Raw genomic sequence first — 13,689 nt, forward strand, 5'->3', positions numbered from 1 at the left:
GGGGCGCCGTCAGCGCAGGAGGACGAGCATGGACAGCCGCGTCGTCGTCACCGGCCTGGGGCTGGTCAGCCCCGTCGGTCAGGGTCGCGAGGCGACCTGGTCAGCACTGCTGGCCGGGCGCTCTGGCGTAGGCCTCATCGGCGCCTTCGACACGGAGGGCTACTCCGCGAAGATCGGCGCCGAGGTGAAGGACTTCGATCCAGGCGAGATCGTCGAACCCAAGGAACGCAAGAAGACCGACCGCTTCGCGCAGTTCGCGCTGGTGGCGGCCGAGGAGGCGCTGGAGCAGGCCGGCCTGCTGGCCGAGCCGCCGGACGGCCTGCGCACCGGCGTGATCATCGGCTCGGGCATCGGCGGCATGTGGAGCTTCGAGGAGAACCACAGCGCGCTGATCGAGCGCGGTCCGCGGCGGGTGAGTCCCTTCTTCATCCCGATGATGATCGGCGACATCGCGTCGGGGCTCGTGTCCATGCGGCACGGCTTCCGCGGCCCCAACTACGGCGTGGTCTCCGCCTGCGCCACGGGCGCGCACGCCATCGCGGACGGCGCGCTGCAGATCCGCGCGGGCCGGGCCGACGTGATGGTGGTGGGCGGCGCGGAGGCGACCATCAGCCCCATGGCGCTCGCCGGCTTCGGCAACATGAAGGCGCTGTCCACGCGCAACGACGATCCCACCCGCGCCAGCCGTCCCTTCGACGCCGAGCGCGACGGCTTCGTCATGGGCGAGGGCGCCGGCATCCTGGTCCTCGAGAACTACGCGCACGCGAAGGCGCGCGGCGCGACGATCCTCGCGGAGCTGCTCGGCGCGGGGCTGACCGCCGACGCGCATCACATCACTGCCCCCGATCCGGAGGGACGCGGCGCGACGGCCGCCATGCAGCGCGCGCTCCACGAGGGCGGCTTGCCGCCGGAGGCCGTGGGTTACGTCAACGCGCACGGCACCAGCACGCCCTACAACGACCGCGTGGAGACGCAGGCGATGCGCAACGCCTTCGGCGCGCACGCGAAGTCGCTGAAGATCAGCAGCACCAAGTCCATGACGGGACACCTGCTCGGCGCGGCCGGCGGTCTGGAGGCGGGCATCACCGCCCTGGTGCTCCAGCGGGGGGAGATTCCGCCCACCGTGAACTACGAGCATCCGGATCCAGACTGCGACCTGGACTACGTCCCCAACACGCCCATCAAGCACGCGGTGGAGGCGGCGATCAGCACCTCCCTCGGCTTCGGCGGGCACAACATCGTGCTGCTGCTGGGCAAGGCTCCGGGCGAGCGCTGACGCCCTCCGCCAGAGGAAAGGTGGCCCCGCCATTCGCGCCTGGTTCCGAAAGCTCTTCCCGGGCAAGCTCTTCCCCACGCTCTCGGCCGACGAGAGCGAGGCGCTGGCGCGGTTCCAGGAGCGGCTCGGCTACCGCTTCAAGGATCCGGAGCTGCTCTTCCTCGCGTTGACCCACCGCTCCTACGCCTTCCAGGAGGGCATGGAGCGGCAGGCCAGCAACGAGCGCCTCGAGTTCCTCGGCGACGCGGTGCTGGGCCTCGCGATCAACGTCGCGCTGGTGCGCGAGCTGCCCGAGGCGGACGAAGGCTCCCTCACCAAGCTCAAGAGTCTGCTGGCGAGCCGCGTCGTGCTGGCGTCCGTGGCGGGGGATCTCGAGCTCGGCGCGGTCCTGCGCCTCAGCGCCAACGAGGAGGAGAGCGGCGGCCGCAGCCGCGACTCGATCCTCGCGGACGCCTTCGAGGCGGTGCTCGGCGCGATCTACCTCGACGGCGGGCTCACGCCCGCCCGGCGCCTCGTGGCCGCGCGCGTGCTCTCGCGCAAGGAGGAGTTCCTCGCCGACGAGAGCCACCGCAACTACAAGTCGCTGCTCCAGGAGCGCGTGCAGTCCGTCTACAAGACGCCCCCGCGCTATCGCGTCGGCGCCACCCACGGGCCCGACCACTCCAAGGACTTCGAGGTGGAAGTCCTGGTGCTGGGCGAGGTGGTGGGAGAAGGCAGCGGGCGCAGCAAGAAGGATGCGGAGCAGGACGCCGCGCGCGTCGCCCTCGAGCGCCTCGACGACGACGCGGCCGGCTTCCCGTCGCCGCCGACGGACGCGCCCGACGCCGGCCACTAGCCCGGCTTTACCCGGAATTCGCTTGACCGGCCGCCTGCCCTCGCCCAACCTTTTCGCATGGGCCGTCTCCGGCCACGGGGGCGGCCCCGCTGCGAGGAGAGGTTGCCGTGGACGCGCGGGCCCTGGGACAGCATGTCCTCGTCCTGGATGCGGGCTACCAGCCCGTCAACATCGTGAGCGCGCGGCGCGCGATGGTCCTGCTGGTGAGCGGGCGCGCCGTGGCGGTGGAGGAGTCCGGCCTCGTGATCCGGTCGGCCCAGGCGGAGTGGCGCCTGCCGCGGATCATCCGGCTCTTCATCGCCATCGCGCACCGGGTCTATCGCGTGGTGCGGGTGCAGCTGAATCGCAGGAACCTCTACGCCCGCGACCGGTTCATCTGCCAGTACTGCGGGAGCGCCGTGGGGCCCTTCACCATCGACCACGTCGTGCCGAAGAGCCGGCGCACCCCCGAGTACCCGCGGGGCGGACCCACCCACTGGGAGAACTGCGTGACCTGCTGCACGGCCTGCAACCATCGCAAGGGCAACCGGCTGCCGGCCGAGGCCGGGATGCGCCTGCTGACGACGCCGCGGGAGCCGCGCTGGCTGCCGCCCCTGCTCTTCCGCCGCTTCCTCGGCGACGCCATGCATCAGAGCTGGGAAGCCTACCTCTACCAGCGATGATCCACGACGCCCCCGCACGCCTTCGGGCCCCTCGCGCGGTCCTCGTCCTCGCGCTGCTTCTGCTCTGCGCGCCGCTGGCGCGCGCCCAGACCGCCGACCTGGTGCGCTTCCAGCTCTGGACGGCAGACTCGCTGGCCCTGGCCGGCAGCTACTTCCGGGCCTTCGACGCCGCGCAGCCGCTGGTGCTCCTGCTGCATGACCGGGGCGCGTCGTCCTACGCGCTCGCGCCGCTCGGCTACGGGCTGCAGGACGCGGGCGCCGCGGTCTTCCTGCCGGACCTGCGCGGCGAGGGCGACAGCGTGAACAGCCGTCGCGGGCGCGTGTCCCCGGCGCCGGCCTGGAACGCGTCCGCGCGGGCGCTGATCGCGCGGGACCTGGAGGCCGTGCTCGGCTTCGCCGATCGCCAGCCGGGCCTCGAGGGGCGGCCGTGGGTGCTGATCGCGGAAGGGGAGGCCTGCGCGCTGGCGCTGGAGATGCTGGCCGAGGACGCGGAGCGCGCGCCGCAGGCGCGGCGCTACGCGGGCGGCCTGCTCGTCTCGCCGCTGCCGACGGCGGACCTGCGCGCGTCGGCGAACGCGGCGCCGCAGCCGCTCCTGCTGACGGCCTGCGATCAGGACAGCGTCTCGCTCGAGAGCGTGCGCGCGCTGCTGGCCGCGGGTCCGGAGGGCAGTCGTCGCGTGGAACTCCTGCCCTGCCGCAGCCGCGGGCTGCGCGCGCTGGGCGGTGACCTGGCGCTGCCGCTGCGCTTCCTGCAGTGGGTCGACTCCGGCCGGGAGCCTGCGCCGAAGGCGCGCTAGATCGCGCTAGCGGTCCAGCGACTCGTCGCAGTAGCTCGCCAGCGCCTCGGCCAGCAGGCCCAGCCGGTCGAGCAGCAGCCGCTCCGGCCGATCGTTCACCGTGTTGTAGTCCACGTGAAAGCCCCCGAAGAGGAAGTCCGCCGGCACGCCCGCCTCGGCGAAGACCCAGTGATCCCCGCCGCGCGCGAACATGGGGCCGTCGCCGGCCTGCACGGCGAACCCGCGTGCCGCGAGCGCGGCATCGAGGCGCGTGGCGCCCGGCGCCCCGGCGTCGCTGGACCAGTGGATCATCAGCCGGGCATCGGCGAGGGACGGATCGCGCAGCTTCCGGTAGCTGTCCACGCCGGCGCGTCCCACGGAGTCCAGGTTGATGACGCGGTCCGGCTTGCCCTCCGCCGCCAGGTAGGCGCGCGCGCCGAGCAGCCCCAGCTCCTCGCCGTCGGCGAGCAGCACGCGCAGCTCGTCGCGGTGGGGCTGGCCGTGCAGGAGCTCCAGGGTCTCGAGCAGGGTGGCCACGCCGCTGACGTTGTCGTCGGCGCCGGGGAAGAGGCCCTCGGGAGTCACGCCGAGGTGATCGTAGTGAGCGCTGAGCAGCAGCACGCGCGTCGACGGCTCCTCGCCGGGCAGGCGGCCCACCAGGTTCACGCCCTCGAGCGCCAGCGGACGTCCCGCGGGCAGGCGCAGCCCCCAGCCCTCGGGAGTCGAGAGCGCCATGCCGTAGAGCAGTTCGGCGCCGGGGCCGTCCGCATAGGCGAGCACCCCCGTGGGCGGCGCGCCGGCCAGGGCGTAGAGGCGCGGGTCGCGCGAGCGCGTGCGCGCGAGGTAGTGGCCGAAGAGGCCGGTGCTGTCGGCGGGATCGGGCACCAGCACGACGCCCTCCGCGCCGGCCGCCTCCGCCTCCAGCTCGAGCGAACTGGGCGAGAACTCCTCGCCGCGGCCGGCGGGCCCCAACCGGATCAGCAGGGTGGGCGCGCCGCAGGCGGGCGCCGGCTCTCCCTTGGGCCAGGCCACGACGCGGGGCGACGCGCTGGCGCGGAAGGGCGAGGCGACGCTGAGCTGCAGCGGCACCTGCGCGCCGGCCGGCGTGCCCAGCGCGCCGCGCAGGCTGTCCAGCTCCACGCCGACCACGGCGAAGGGCTGGGTCAGGCCGTCGGCGCCGGGGAGAGGCTCCAGCCCGAGGGACGCCAGCCGGGAGAGCAGGTACTCTCGCGCCCTGGCGTTGCCGGGCGTCCCGGCGCGGCGCCCGGCGCAGTCCTCGGAGGCGAGGGCGAAGACGTCCTCGTGCAGTCGCAGGGTGTCAGCGCTGGCGGCCCGCCCGGCGCTGGCGGCGGGGAGGGCGGACGGCGCGCCCGCGAGGAGCGCGAGGGCGAGGGGGACGAGAAGCTGACGTCGCGGCATTGCGTGGCTCTCCGGGTTGGGGTTCCCTAGCCGTAACCCAGGGGCCCTCTACGCCGCAAGCCGGGAAAAATCCCCTTGCCCGTGCAGGCGGCATTCCCTAAACTCCCCAGGTCCCCACGATTCCGGAACCGACGCAACGGCGCGGATTTCCGCGCGCCCATTCACCGCGAGGTGGACGACGATGAGGCCCAGCGCAACGCCCCGGCGAGTCGGGTGGCTCGCCACCTTGGCGGCGACGACCGTCCTGTCTCTCTTCCTGGGAGCCTGCTCGGACGACAGCTCCAATCCCGCCGGGCCCGGTGGCTCGACGCTGAGTCCGCTCACGGCGAACTACCTGCCGCTGGCCCCGGGCGAGTGGTGGAGCTTCGTGCGCCGCGAGACCGGCGTCTTCAGCCCCGACACGACGCTCGACTACTACAACCCCGACCTGCCCTCGGCCTACACGCGCTGGGAATGCAGCAGCGGTGGCGGGCTGGCCGATCTCATCCTCACGGGGACCGCGACCAGCGCGCCCGACGGCGGCGGCGTCCTGCGGCACTCGCTGAGCGTCTATCTGAACAGCGTGGCCGGAGGGTACTCGCTCGCCGGCGAGGACACCCTCGCCGCCACGGACAGCAGCTTCGTCTTCCTCGAGGGCGCGCCCTATCCTTGGGTGCGCTTCGGGCAGCTCCGCTGGTCGCAGCAGCTCGCCACCTACGCCGACAGCAGCATGGGCGTGGACTACGGCGGCGACGAGCAGGGGAAGGTCCTGCTCAACCACGCGCTCGGCTTCGACTACACCCGCCGGCTCTACCAGGGCGAAGGCCAGCCGGGCAACGTGCTCTGGGATCCCTCGGACGTGGACCACGACACCTACCTCGACGGCATCAGCGCCGTCCGGCTCGTGGGCGAGGTTCTGGCCGAGGAGACCTTCGCCTACTCGGACCTCGGGGCCGAGGCGGACTCGCTCTTCCCCGAGCTCAAGGGCGTCAGCTACCCCCGGTGCCGCTGGGTGCGCCTCAGCCTCGAGGCGGACATCTTCCTCAGCAACCAGCGGGATCCGAACACGGCCCCCGGCGAGAGCGCGATCCCGGACGAGTACATCCCCGCGCGCGCCGCGATGGGCACCGCGCGCCGGGATCTCGGCCTCCTGCTCCTGGCGCCTGACCTCGGACCCGTGGTCGTGGTCACGTCGCGCGATCTGGACAAGGTCGTGGTGGTGGGGGACCAGGCCCTGGACGAGATCGTCTTCAGCCCGGACCTGCTCCAGTACGACTACCTGGTGGACAGCAGCCTGCTACAGTGAGGTCCCGTCCTCCTCGAGCTGCGTGAACGGCGAAGGGCCGCGGACGAGATCCGCGGCCTTTGCGTTGAAGTCTCCCAGCGCCGATGGCGGCAGGGCCAGCCGCCAGTGCACGCGCGCGTCGCGCCGCTGGGTGACGACCCGTCCCTCCCCCGCCGCGAGCAGCGCCCGCAGCGCGCCCTCGTGGGCGTAGTCGAAGCTCCCCTCGAGCAGCAGCAGCGCCAGCCGCTCGTCGCGCGGCGCGGCGGCCAGCGCCTCGCGGGCGACGCCGCCGTAGGCGCGCACCAGTCCGCCGACACCGAGCTTCGTGCCGCCGAACCAGCGCAGCACCATGCAGAGCGCGTCCGAGACGCCGGCGCTCTCGAGCGCGCGGGCGATGGGCGCCCCGGCGCTGCCGCCGGGTTCGCCGTCGTCGCTGTTGAGCGCGCGGGCGCTCTCCGGACGTCCCAGGCGCAGCGCCCAGCAGAGGTGACTGGCGTCCGGATGCCCGGCCGCCGTGCGTTCGCGCAGGGCGTGGGCGGCGGCCTCGTCGACGACGGGCGCGCAGAGGGCCAGGAAGCGCGAGCCCTTGATCCTGGCTTCGGCGCTGGCGCCGCCGGCGAGAATGGCGTAGGCGTCCGGGTGCATGGGCCGGGTCTAGCACGCGAAGGCGGGGAGGTCCAGGCCGCGCCCGGGCGTTGACCCGTCCGCGGCATTGGGCTAGCCTCCGCGCAGCACGCCGGAGGTTCGCCATGGACGCCACGCCCCGCTCCCTCTCGCTCGGTTCCGCCCTCCTGCTGGGGCTGTGCCTCGTCGCGGGCCTGGCCCTGGCGGGCTACGCCGTGGGCGAGGGGCTGCGCCACCAGGGCGCGGCGACGCGGACCGTCACGGTGAAGGGCCTGGTGGAGCAGGAGGCGAAGGCCGATCGGGCGCTCTGGTCCCTGAACTTTCGCCGCGCCGGCTCGCAGCCGGAGTCCGTGCAGCGGCAGCTGGAGGCCGACCGGCAGGCCGCCGTGGAGTTCCTGCACGCGCAGGGCTTCACCGACGACGAGATCACGCGCCAGCCCATCCGCACCGTGGACAAGCTCGCGCGCGAGTACGGCGAGACCAGCGACGTCGGCGCCTATCGCTACGTGGCCACGAGCGCGGTGCGCGTGGACACGCAGCAGGTGGACCGCGTGACCCAGGCCATCGGCCGCACGGAGACGCTCCTCAGCGCCGGCGTCCTCCTCGACGGCGACGCGAGCAGCGGGGCGAATCCGCGCTACCTGCTCAGCAGCTTCAACGAACTGCGCCCCACGCTCCTCGCGGCGGCGACCAGGAACGCGCGCGAGACCGCGCAGCGCTTCGCGGACGACGCGAGCACGCGCGTCGGGCGCATCCGCGACGCGAACCAGGGCTCGATCCAGATCTTCGGGAGCGACGGCAACAACGAGTCCTCGCCCTACAGCCCCACCAGCACGCCGACGAAGACCATCCGCGTGGTCAGCACCTTCGAGTTCGAGCTGGAGTGACGCTTCAGAGCCCGAGGCTCACTTCCACGCGCAGGCTGCCGCCCAGGTCGTGGAAGCTGTAGGCGCTGTCGAGCTGCAGGCGACGTCCACCCTCGAGATCCTTCCCCAGACCCGCCCCCAGCGTGAGGAAGCGCAGCTCCTCGGTGTCGAGCCGCTGGCTCATTCCACCGCGCAGCGCCAGCACGGGATGCACTCGCCACTCCAGGCCCAGCGCCGCCTTGTGCGCACGTTCGCTCTCCAGCGCGAGCTCCAGGTCGACGGCCAGGCTGAAGGGCGCGGCGTCGAGGCCGAGGCCCGCGCGCAGCGTGGGGGGGACGCCCTCGTGGTAGTCGCCGAGGCCGGAGCTGCTCCAGCGCAGGTCGCTGAGGGCCTCGTCGAGGACGAGGCCGTAGCGGTAGGGTCCCTGGCGGATCACGACGCCGAGATCGAGGCCGGCGCCGTAGGCGCTGCCGTCGACGCCGTCGCCGCCGGACTCGGGGCCGAAGGACGCGTGGCGCAGCCGGAGCGTCGCGCCGAGGGCCAGTGGACCCAGGCTCTGTCCGAGCGCGACGAGGAGCGTGTTCTCGCGCAGCAGGGCGTCTCCGCCCGACAGCAGCGCGGCGGCCACGCCGCGCCCTTCGCCCCAGGGGCGCGCGCCGCCCAGCACCGTCGAGGGCACGAGGCCGAACTGGTCGCCCTGCATGGCCCAGAGGGACGTCCCCGCGAGCGCGGTGAGGCCGGCTGGATTCCAGGCGAGGTCGGTGGCCCGGCCATCCGCAGCCACGCCGGCGCCGCCCATGGCCATGACGCGTCCGCCCAGTCCCGGATCCGCGAACGCGGCGGGAATCGCGCTCTGCCCCGCGCGCGCCGCGCCGGGCAGCGCGAGTCCGGCGGCGAGCGCGAGGGAAAGGGTCAGGCGGTGTCGGCGCATGGCGTCTCTCCTACTTGATGAGCACGAGTTGCAGGATGCGTTCGGCGCGGTCCCGGCCGTCGTCCACGACGAGACGCAGCAGGTAGCGCCCGTTGCGGGCCAGCTCGCCCGCGTCGGTGAGGCCGTCCCAGGACACGACCTGCGCCACGCCCACCTCCAGCGCCTCGTGGCGCAGCAGCGTGCGCACGGGATCGCCGAGCAGGTTGTAGACGGTCAGGTCCACCAGCGGCGCGGCCATGGCCTGGCTGCTCAGGACGAAGCTGAGCTGGACGGGACCCAGCGCGGGACTGAAGGGGTTCGCGCTGAAGGCGGCGTCCGCGACGCCGAGCGGCGTGTTCGCCACGAGCAGCGCGTACTCCGAGAAGTGCGCGAGGCTGCGCGACAGGCCGGCGCTGCCCTTGTTCGCCAGCATGGCCTCCCAGCGGAGGGCCTCGGCGTCCCACCAGCCCATGGCGAGGCGCTGGTTGAAGAGCGGATTGGGGATGGGCAGCGTCAGCGTGGCCGGGGTGTCGACGCCGAAGGCGAGACCGTCGGGCAGGAAGCGGTAGAGCTCGCCCTCCACCCGGAAGCTGCCGGCGCGCCGGCGCAGGGGGCCCGGCGTGCGGCGCCGCATGGACAGGCGGGTGGTCTGGGCGAGGGCGCCGGCGGGGAGGCTGATCGAGACGCCGTTGCCGTCGTCGAGGACGCGGGCGCTGTCCGGCGACACGCGGGCGGTCACGCTGAGCGCGCGCGTGGCGCTGAGCCCCGAGGCGAGATGCCGTGCGCCGAGCGTCACCGTGCCGAGGAAGTCGGCGCGGGGCGTGAAGCGGCCGGTGGCCGCGTCCAGCGTGCCGGCGTTGGCCGGCTCGACGGTCCAGGCCAGCGGGTAGTCGAGCTGCTCGCCGTCGGCGCTGAGCTGCGCGCCGCGGAAGATGGCGCTGCCGTCGTTGTCGAGCTCGTCGACGCCGCTGATCTCGAGGCTGGCGAGTGAGGTCTCGACGAGCTCGAAGTCGTAGGGACCCGCCGCCTGGCCCTCGCCGACCTGCACGATCTGCTGGCGCGGCTCGCTCAGGTAGCCGTCCGCGCGCAGCACGAGCGTGTAGCTGCCCGGCGGCAGCGCGCCGAGGCTGTAGGCGCCGAGGGCGTCCACGGCGACGCTCACGTCCACGCCGCCGCTCCCGGCCACGCCGCGCAGGCGCGAGCCGGCCGGCAGGGGACTGCCCGGTTCGCGTCCGCCGTAGAGCGTGCCGTAGATGCTCGCCGGCGCGGACGTGAGCGCGAGCGCGAGCGGCGCCCCGTCCGGACTCACCGCGTCGAGCGCGAGCGGCGCCCAGCCGGCGGCGTCCGCCACGAGCGAGTAGACGGAGGCGCGCCGCAGGCCCGCGGCGACGAAGTCGCCCGCGGCGTCGCTCAGGGCCTCCCCGTGGTAGCCCGCGCCGTCGTCCACGATCACGAGCGCGCCGGCGACGGGCACGCCGCTGTCGGCGTCCGTCAGCCGTCCGCGGATGACGCCGTCGTCGGGCGCGAGCTGGAACAGCAGGCCCGCGGCCGGCGGCAGGACGTTCAGCAGCGGATTCGTGGAGACGGCCGAGTGCCCGGCCAGGCTCGCGCTGACCGAGAGCGCCTGCGCGAGATCGAGGCCGGAGACGGCGAAGAGGCCGTCGCCGTCGGTGAGGGCCTGCGCCACGAGCTGGCCGCCCGCGCGCAGCTGGACGCTGGCGCCGGCCAGGGGAGAGTCGCCGTCGCCGCGCACGGCGCCCGAGAGCGTGCCGGTGTGCGCCGTGAGGACGAGGTCCAGCGCCGCCGTCTCGTCCTCGGCGAGGAGCAGCGGCTCCTGGGCAACGGCGAAGCCCGACTTCTGGGCCTTGAGCGTGGAGGCGCCGGCGAGCAGGCGGGGGAAGTGGAAGGCGCCGTCCGCGCCGCTCAGGGCGCTGCCGGAGGCCGCGCCGCTCACGGTGAGCGTGACGCCGCCGAGCGGGGCGCCGTCGGCGTCCGCGACGGTGCCGTCCAGGCGCGCGAAGCGGGTCTCGAGGACGGGATTGTGGACGGTGCTGCCGACGGGAAGCGTCAGCACGGCGCTGTACGGCGCAAAGCCGGCGGGCGCGAGCGAGAGCGTCCAGTCGCCGGGGGCGAGCGAGATGGCGTAGCGGCCGCTGCCGTCGGTGGCGACGGTCAGGCTGTCGGCGCCGGCGTCGAGGCGCAGGAGCGCGCCGGCGACGTCCAGGCCTTCGTCGTCGCGCACGCGGCCGCTGAGCTGCGCCGGCTGGGGCGTCAGCGCGAAATCGTGCTGCCAGGTGGCGCCGTCGGCCAGCACGCCGGTCGCGGCGCTCACGCTGCCATAGCCGCTGCGCGAGGCGGTGACGGTCCAGTCCGCGCCGCCGTCGAGCAGCAGCGACCAGCCGCCGCTGGGATCGCAGCCCGTGCTGGCCTCGCCCAGCGCCGAGACGGCCCGCAGCTGCGCGGCGGGCAGGGGCGCGCCGTCGGCCGTCACCGTGCCGGACAGCCGCGCGCCGGCGGGGGTGAGCGTGAGCAGCTGCCCGGGCAGGCTCTGGCCGGGGGCGAGGGTGAGGGCGACGGGGCCGTCGCCCAGCATGGCCGCCTTCGTCGCGCCGAGCAGGTAGGCGCCCGGCGGGGCGCTGAGGCTGAAGCCGCCGGACGGCCCGCTCAGCTGCGCGAGGGAATCCGTGTCGCCGCGGAGCCAGACGGTGGCGCCGGCCACGGGCAGCCCCTCGGACAGCACCTGTCCGCTGACCGTGGCGGCGCCCGGCGCGAGGACGAAGTCCACGCCCGTGAGTTGCTGTCCGGGCGCGAGCTCGAGCGTCTGCTGCGCGCCGCTGTAGCCGGTCTTGCTCGCCTGGAGCAGCTGCGTGCCCGCGGGCAAGGTGAGCGTGTAGCTGCCGTCCCAGAGGCTGCCAGCGCTCGCGCCGCCGCCGGTGACGGTGGCGCCCGCCAGGGGGGCGGCGCCGTCGCTGACCTGTCCCGACACGCTGCAGGGGTTGGGGCTGAGCGTCAGCACGAGGCCGCTCTGGCCGCCGCCGGGCGCGAGGGTGAGCTGCAGCGGGGGGCCGGGGCTGTAGCCGGCCTTGCTCGCGCGCAGGGTCCAGGTGCCGGGCGCGAGGGAGAGCTGCCAGGCGCCCTGGCTGCCGCTGAGCGCGGTCTGGGGATAGCCGGCGCTGGGGGTGGCCGTGACGGTCGCGCCGCCCACCATGCCGCCGCCCGCCTGCACGAAGCCGTTGAGGATGGCCGCCTGGGCGCTGAGCGTGAGCGGGGGATCGAGGGCGAGGTCCTGCCCCGGGGCGAAGCTGAGCGTGCGCGGCGCCGGCGAGACGTAGCCGGGCTTGGCGGCCGTGAGCGTCCACAGGCCGGCGTCGAGGTTGAACTGGAACTGCCCGTCGCTGCCGGTGAAGGCCTGCAGGCTCTCGCCGTCGCGGGCGAGCGTGACCGTGGCCGACACCACCGGCGCGCCGCTGGCGTTCAGCGCGGCGCCGGCCAGCGTGCAACTGTTGGGCTCGACGTGCAGCGGCGCGGGCAGCGTCTGATAGGCGCCGGGCTGGGCCGTCACCAGCAGGCTGTCGGCGGCGTGGTAGCCGCTGCGGGTGGCCTTGAGCCGCCAGACGCCGGGCGTGACGCCGAGCTGGAAGCCGCCGCCGCCGCCCGCGTCCACCTGGCGCAGCTCGCCCGTGAGCGTGTCGCGCGCGCTCACCACGGCGTAGGCGACGGGCTGGGATTGCAGATCGCGAACGGTGCCGGCCAGCGTGGCGGGACTGGGCGGCAGCACGAGCGTGACGGTGCGCAGCGAGTCCTCGATCACCTCGGCCTGCGCGCTCGCGTCCTCGTGGCCGTCGAAGGAGGCTTCGAGCAGGTAGGCGCCGGGACTGAGGTCGTCGTCCCAGCCGCCGCTCGAACCGGTGACCACGGGAAGCGCGCTGCCGCCGCCGCCCAGGGGCGTGAGCAGCACCTGCACGTAGGCGAGGACGTCGCCGTTGTCGTCGCGCGTGCGGATCTTGAGACGCCCCGAGGCCACCACGTAGACGAACTCGCGGGGCGCGCTGGCGGTGCCCTGGCCGCTCTCGTCCAGCGCGTAGACCTTCCAGCGGTAGCGCGAGTCGACCAGCAGGCTGGACGCGGGCAGCTCGAGCGACGTCTGGCCCGTCACCTGATCGAAGACGCCCACCGCACCCTCGTTGCCGTCCTCGTCGACGATGCGGCTGAGCACGAACTGGTAGTGGCTCGCGCCGTCGACGGCGGACCAGTTGAAAACCACGGAGTCGCTCTGCAGCGTATCGCCCTCGGCGGGGGCGAGGAGGACGGGTGCGTCGAGGGCGCTGCCGCCATCCACGTTGAAGGCGCTCACGCCGGCCTGGCGCGTGCTCGAGAGCGCCGGGTTGTTGCCGTAGTTGTTCAGGACGAGCCAGTTGTAGGTGGGCCCGGGCACCAGCGGCGCGGCGTTGCCGTTCATGCCGGTGAAGAAGCCCGAGGGGTCCACGTCGCCGTAGGCGATGCTCGTCGACGGCGTGATCGCCTGCCACACGATCGCCGCGCCGGCGATCACGGGATCGCCGTTCTCGTCCTCCTCGATGAGGATCTCCTGGTCGCTGAACAGCACGTGGTAGTAGGGCACGCCCAGCACCGGCTCCCAGCGCAGGGTGACGCCCCCGCCCGGCACGGTGTCGCCGTTGGCCGGCGAGAGCATCAGCGGGGCCTGGTCGGCCTCGATGAAGAGCGGAAAGGGCAGGCTGGTGTCGGCGGCGTTCACCAGGCTGACGAGCCGCGCGGTCCACGCGCCGGGCATGAGGCCGAGACTGTCGGGGACGAAGTCCAGCGCGCCGGGGCCGCCGGCGGCGCCGTCGAGGGGCAGCAGGTTCTCTGGCGTGGGCCCCAGCTCGAGCTGGCAGTCCAGCGGCTCGGCCCAGCGGAGGGAGAGCGTGTCGCCGAGCGCGGTGAGGCCGCCCGGGATCTGCGTGGGATGGACGTCGCCCACGCCGGCCAGCGCGGCGCAGGGCGCCAGCAGGGCGATGAAGAAGAGCGTTGCGTGGCGGCGGGTCATCGTCCTCTCC

10 protein-coding genes are annotated in these 13,689 nt (G+C 74.0%); 6 read left to right on the forward strand and 4 right to left on the reverse strand.

The annotated features are described in order from the left end of the window. Window positions 1–28 precede the first annotated feature (28 nt). From fabF to H6693_02285, 4 genes are all read left to right on the forward strand, one after another. Window positions 29–1,276: a beta-ketoacyl-ACP synthase II gene (fabF, locus tag H6693_02270; GenBank protein ID MCB9514999.1), complete on the forward strand. Its 1,248-nt coding sequence runs from the start codon at window positions 29–31 to the stop codon at window positions 1,274–1,276. Window positions 1,277–1,379: 103 nt separating this feature from the next. Next, window positions 1,380–2,111, forward strand: a complete 732-nt coding sequence (gene rnc, locus H6693_02275) for a ribonuclease III (protein ID MCB9515000.1) — start codon at window positions 1,380–1,382, stop codon at window positions 2,109–2,111. A gap of 107 nt (window positions 2,112–2,218) precedes the next feature. Next, window positions 2,219–2,773, forward strand: coding sequence for an HNH endonuclease (locus H6693_02280; GenBank protein ID MCB9515001.1), 555 nt, complete (start codon window positions 2,219–2,221; stop codon window positions 2,771–2,773). Beyond that, window positions 2,770–3,570 carry a hypothetical protein gene (locus H6693_02285; protein ID MCB9515002.1) on the forward strand — a complete coding sequence of 267 codons (801 nt, stop codon included), beginning with the start codon at window positions 2,770–2,772 and terminating at the stop codon, window positions 3,568–3,570. The genes H6693_02280 and H6693_02285 overlap by 4 nt, the downstream gene beginning before the upstream one ends. A gap of 6 nt (window positions 3,571–3,576) precedes the next feature. Here H6693_02285 and H6693_02290 read toward each other — a convergent pair whose 3' ends face one another. Beyond that, window positions 3,577–4,968, reverse strand: coding sequence for a M28 family peptidase (locus tag H6693_02290; GenBank protein ID MCB9515003.1), 1,392 nt, complete (start codon window positions 4,966–4,968; stop codon window positions 3,577–3,579). Between the two features lie 181 nt (window positions 4,969–5,149). Between H6693_02290 and H6693_02295 the strand changes: the two genes are divergently transcribed. Then, window positions 5,150–6,253 carry a hypothetical protein gene (locus tag H6693_02295; protein MCB9515004.1) on the forward strand — a complete coding sequence of 368 codons (1,104 nt, stop codon included), beginning with the start codon at window positions 5,150–5,152 and terminating at the stop codon, window positions 6,251–6,253. On the opposite strand, the gene H6693_02300 is transcribed toward H6693_02295, so the two are convergent. Continuing rightward, on the reverse strand, window positions 6,245–6,877 hold the full coding sequence (locus H6693_02300) for a YigZ family protein (GenBank protein MCB9515005.1): 633 nt from the start codon (window positions 6,875–6,877) through the stop codon (window positions 6,245–6,247). The two genes, H6693_02295 and H6693_02300, sit on opposite strands and share 9 nt — an antisense overlap. Window positions 6,878–6,981: 104 nt before the next feature. Between H6693_02300 and H6693_02305 the strand changes: the two genes are divergently transcribed. Beyond that, window positions 6,982–7,743, forward strand: a complete 762-nt coding sequence (locus H6693_02305) for an SIMPL domain-containing protein (GenBank protein MCB9515006.1) — start codon at window positions 6,982–6,984, stop codon at window positions 7,741–7,743. A 4-nt stretch (window positions 7,744–7,747) separates the two neighbouring features. Here H6693_02305 and H6693_02310 read toward each other — a convergent pair whose 3' ends face one another. After that, complete coding sequence (locus H6693_02310; protein MCB9515007.1) at window positions 7,748–8,653, reverse strand: hypothetical protein; 906 nt, start codon at window positions 8,651–8,653, stop codon at window positions 7,748–7,750. Between the two features lie 10 nt (window positions 8,654–8,663). Further along, entirely contained in the window at window positions 8,664–13,679 is a 5,016-nt protein-coding gene (locus tag H6693_02315; protein MCB9515008.1) for a carboxypeptidase regulatory-like domain-containing protein, read from the reverse strand. Window positions 13,680–13,689: the final 10 nt, after the last annotated feature.

This window comes from Candidatus Latescibacterota bacterium, from assembly GCA_020633725.1.
In the GTDB taxonomy this organism is placed as follows: Bacteria; Krumholzibacteriota; Krumholzibacteriia; order JACNKJ01; family JACNKJ01; genus VGXI01.

Excerpts from the sequence above, each read along its gene's own strand:
- H6693_02285 (MCB9515002.1), top strand. The coding sequence starts at position 2,770 with ATGATCCACGACGCCCCCGCACGCCTTCGGGCCCCTCGCGCGGTCCTC.
- H6693_02310 (MCB9515007.1), bottom strand. The coding sequence starts at position 8,653 with ATGCGCCGACACCGCCTGACCCTTTCCCTCGCGCTCGCCGCCGGACTC.
- H6693_02305 (MCB9515006.1), top strand. The coding sequence starts at position 6,982 with ATGGACGCCACGCCCCGCTCCCTCTCGCTCGGTTCCGCCCTCCTGCTG.
- H6693_02295 (MCB9515004.1), top strand. The coding sequence starts at position 5,150 with ATGAGGCCCAGCGCAACGCCCCGGCGAGTCGGGTGGCTCGCCACCTTG.
- H6693_02300 (MCB9515005.1), bottom strand. The coding sequence starts at position 6,877 with ATGCACCCGGACGCCTACGCCATTCTCGCCGGCGGCGCCAGCGCCGAA.
- fabF (MCB9514999.1), top strand. The coding sequence starts at position 29 with ATGGACAGCCGCGTCGTCGTCACCGGCCTGGGGCTGGTCAGCCCCGTC.
- H6693_02290 (MCB9515003.1), bottom strand. The coding sequence starts at position 4,968 with ATGCCGCGACGTCAGCTTCTCGTCCCCCTCGCCCTCGCGCTCCTCGCG.
- H6693_02315 (MCB9515008.1), bottom strand. The coding sequence starts at position 13,679 with ATGACCCGCCGCCACGCAACGCTCTTCTTCATCGCCCTGCTGGCGCCC.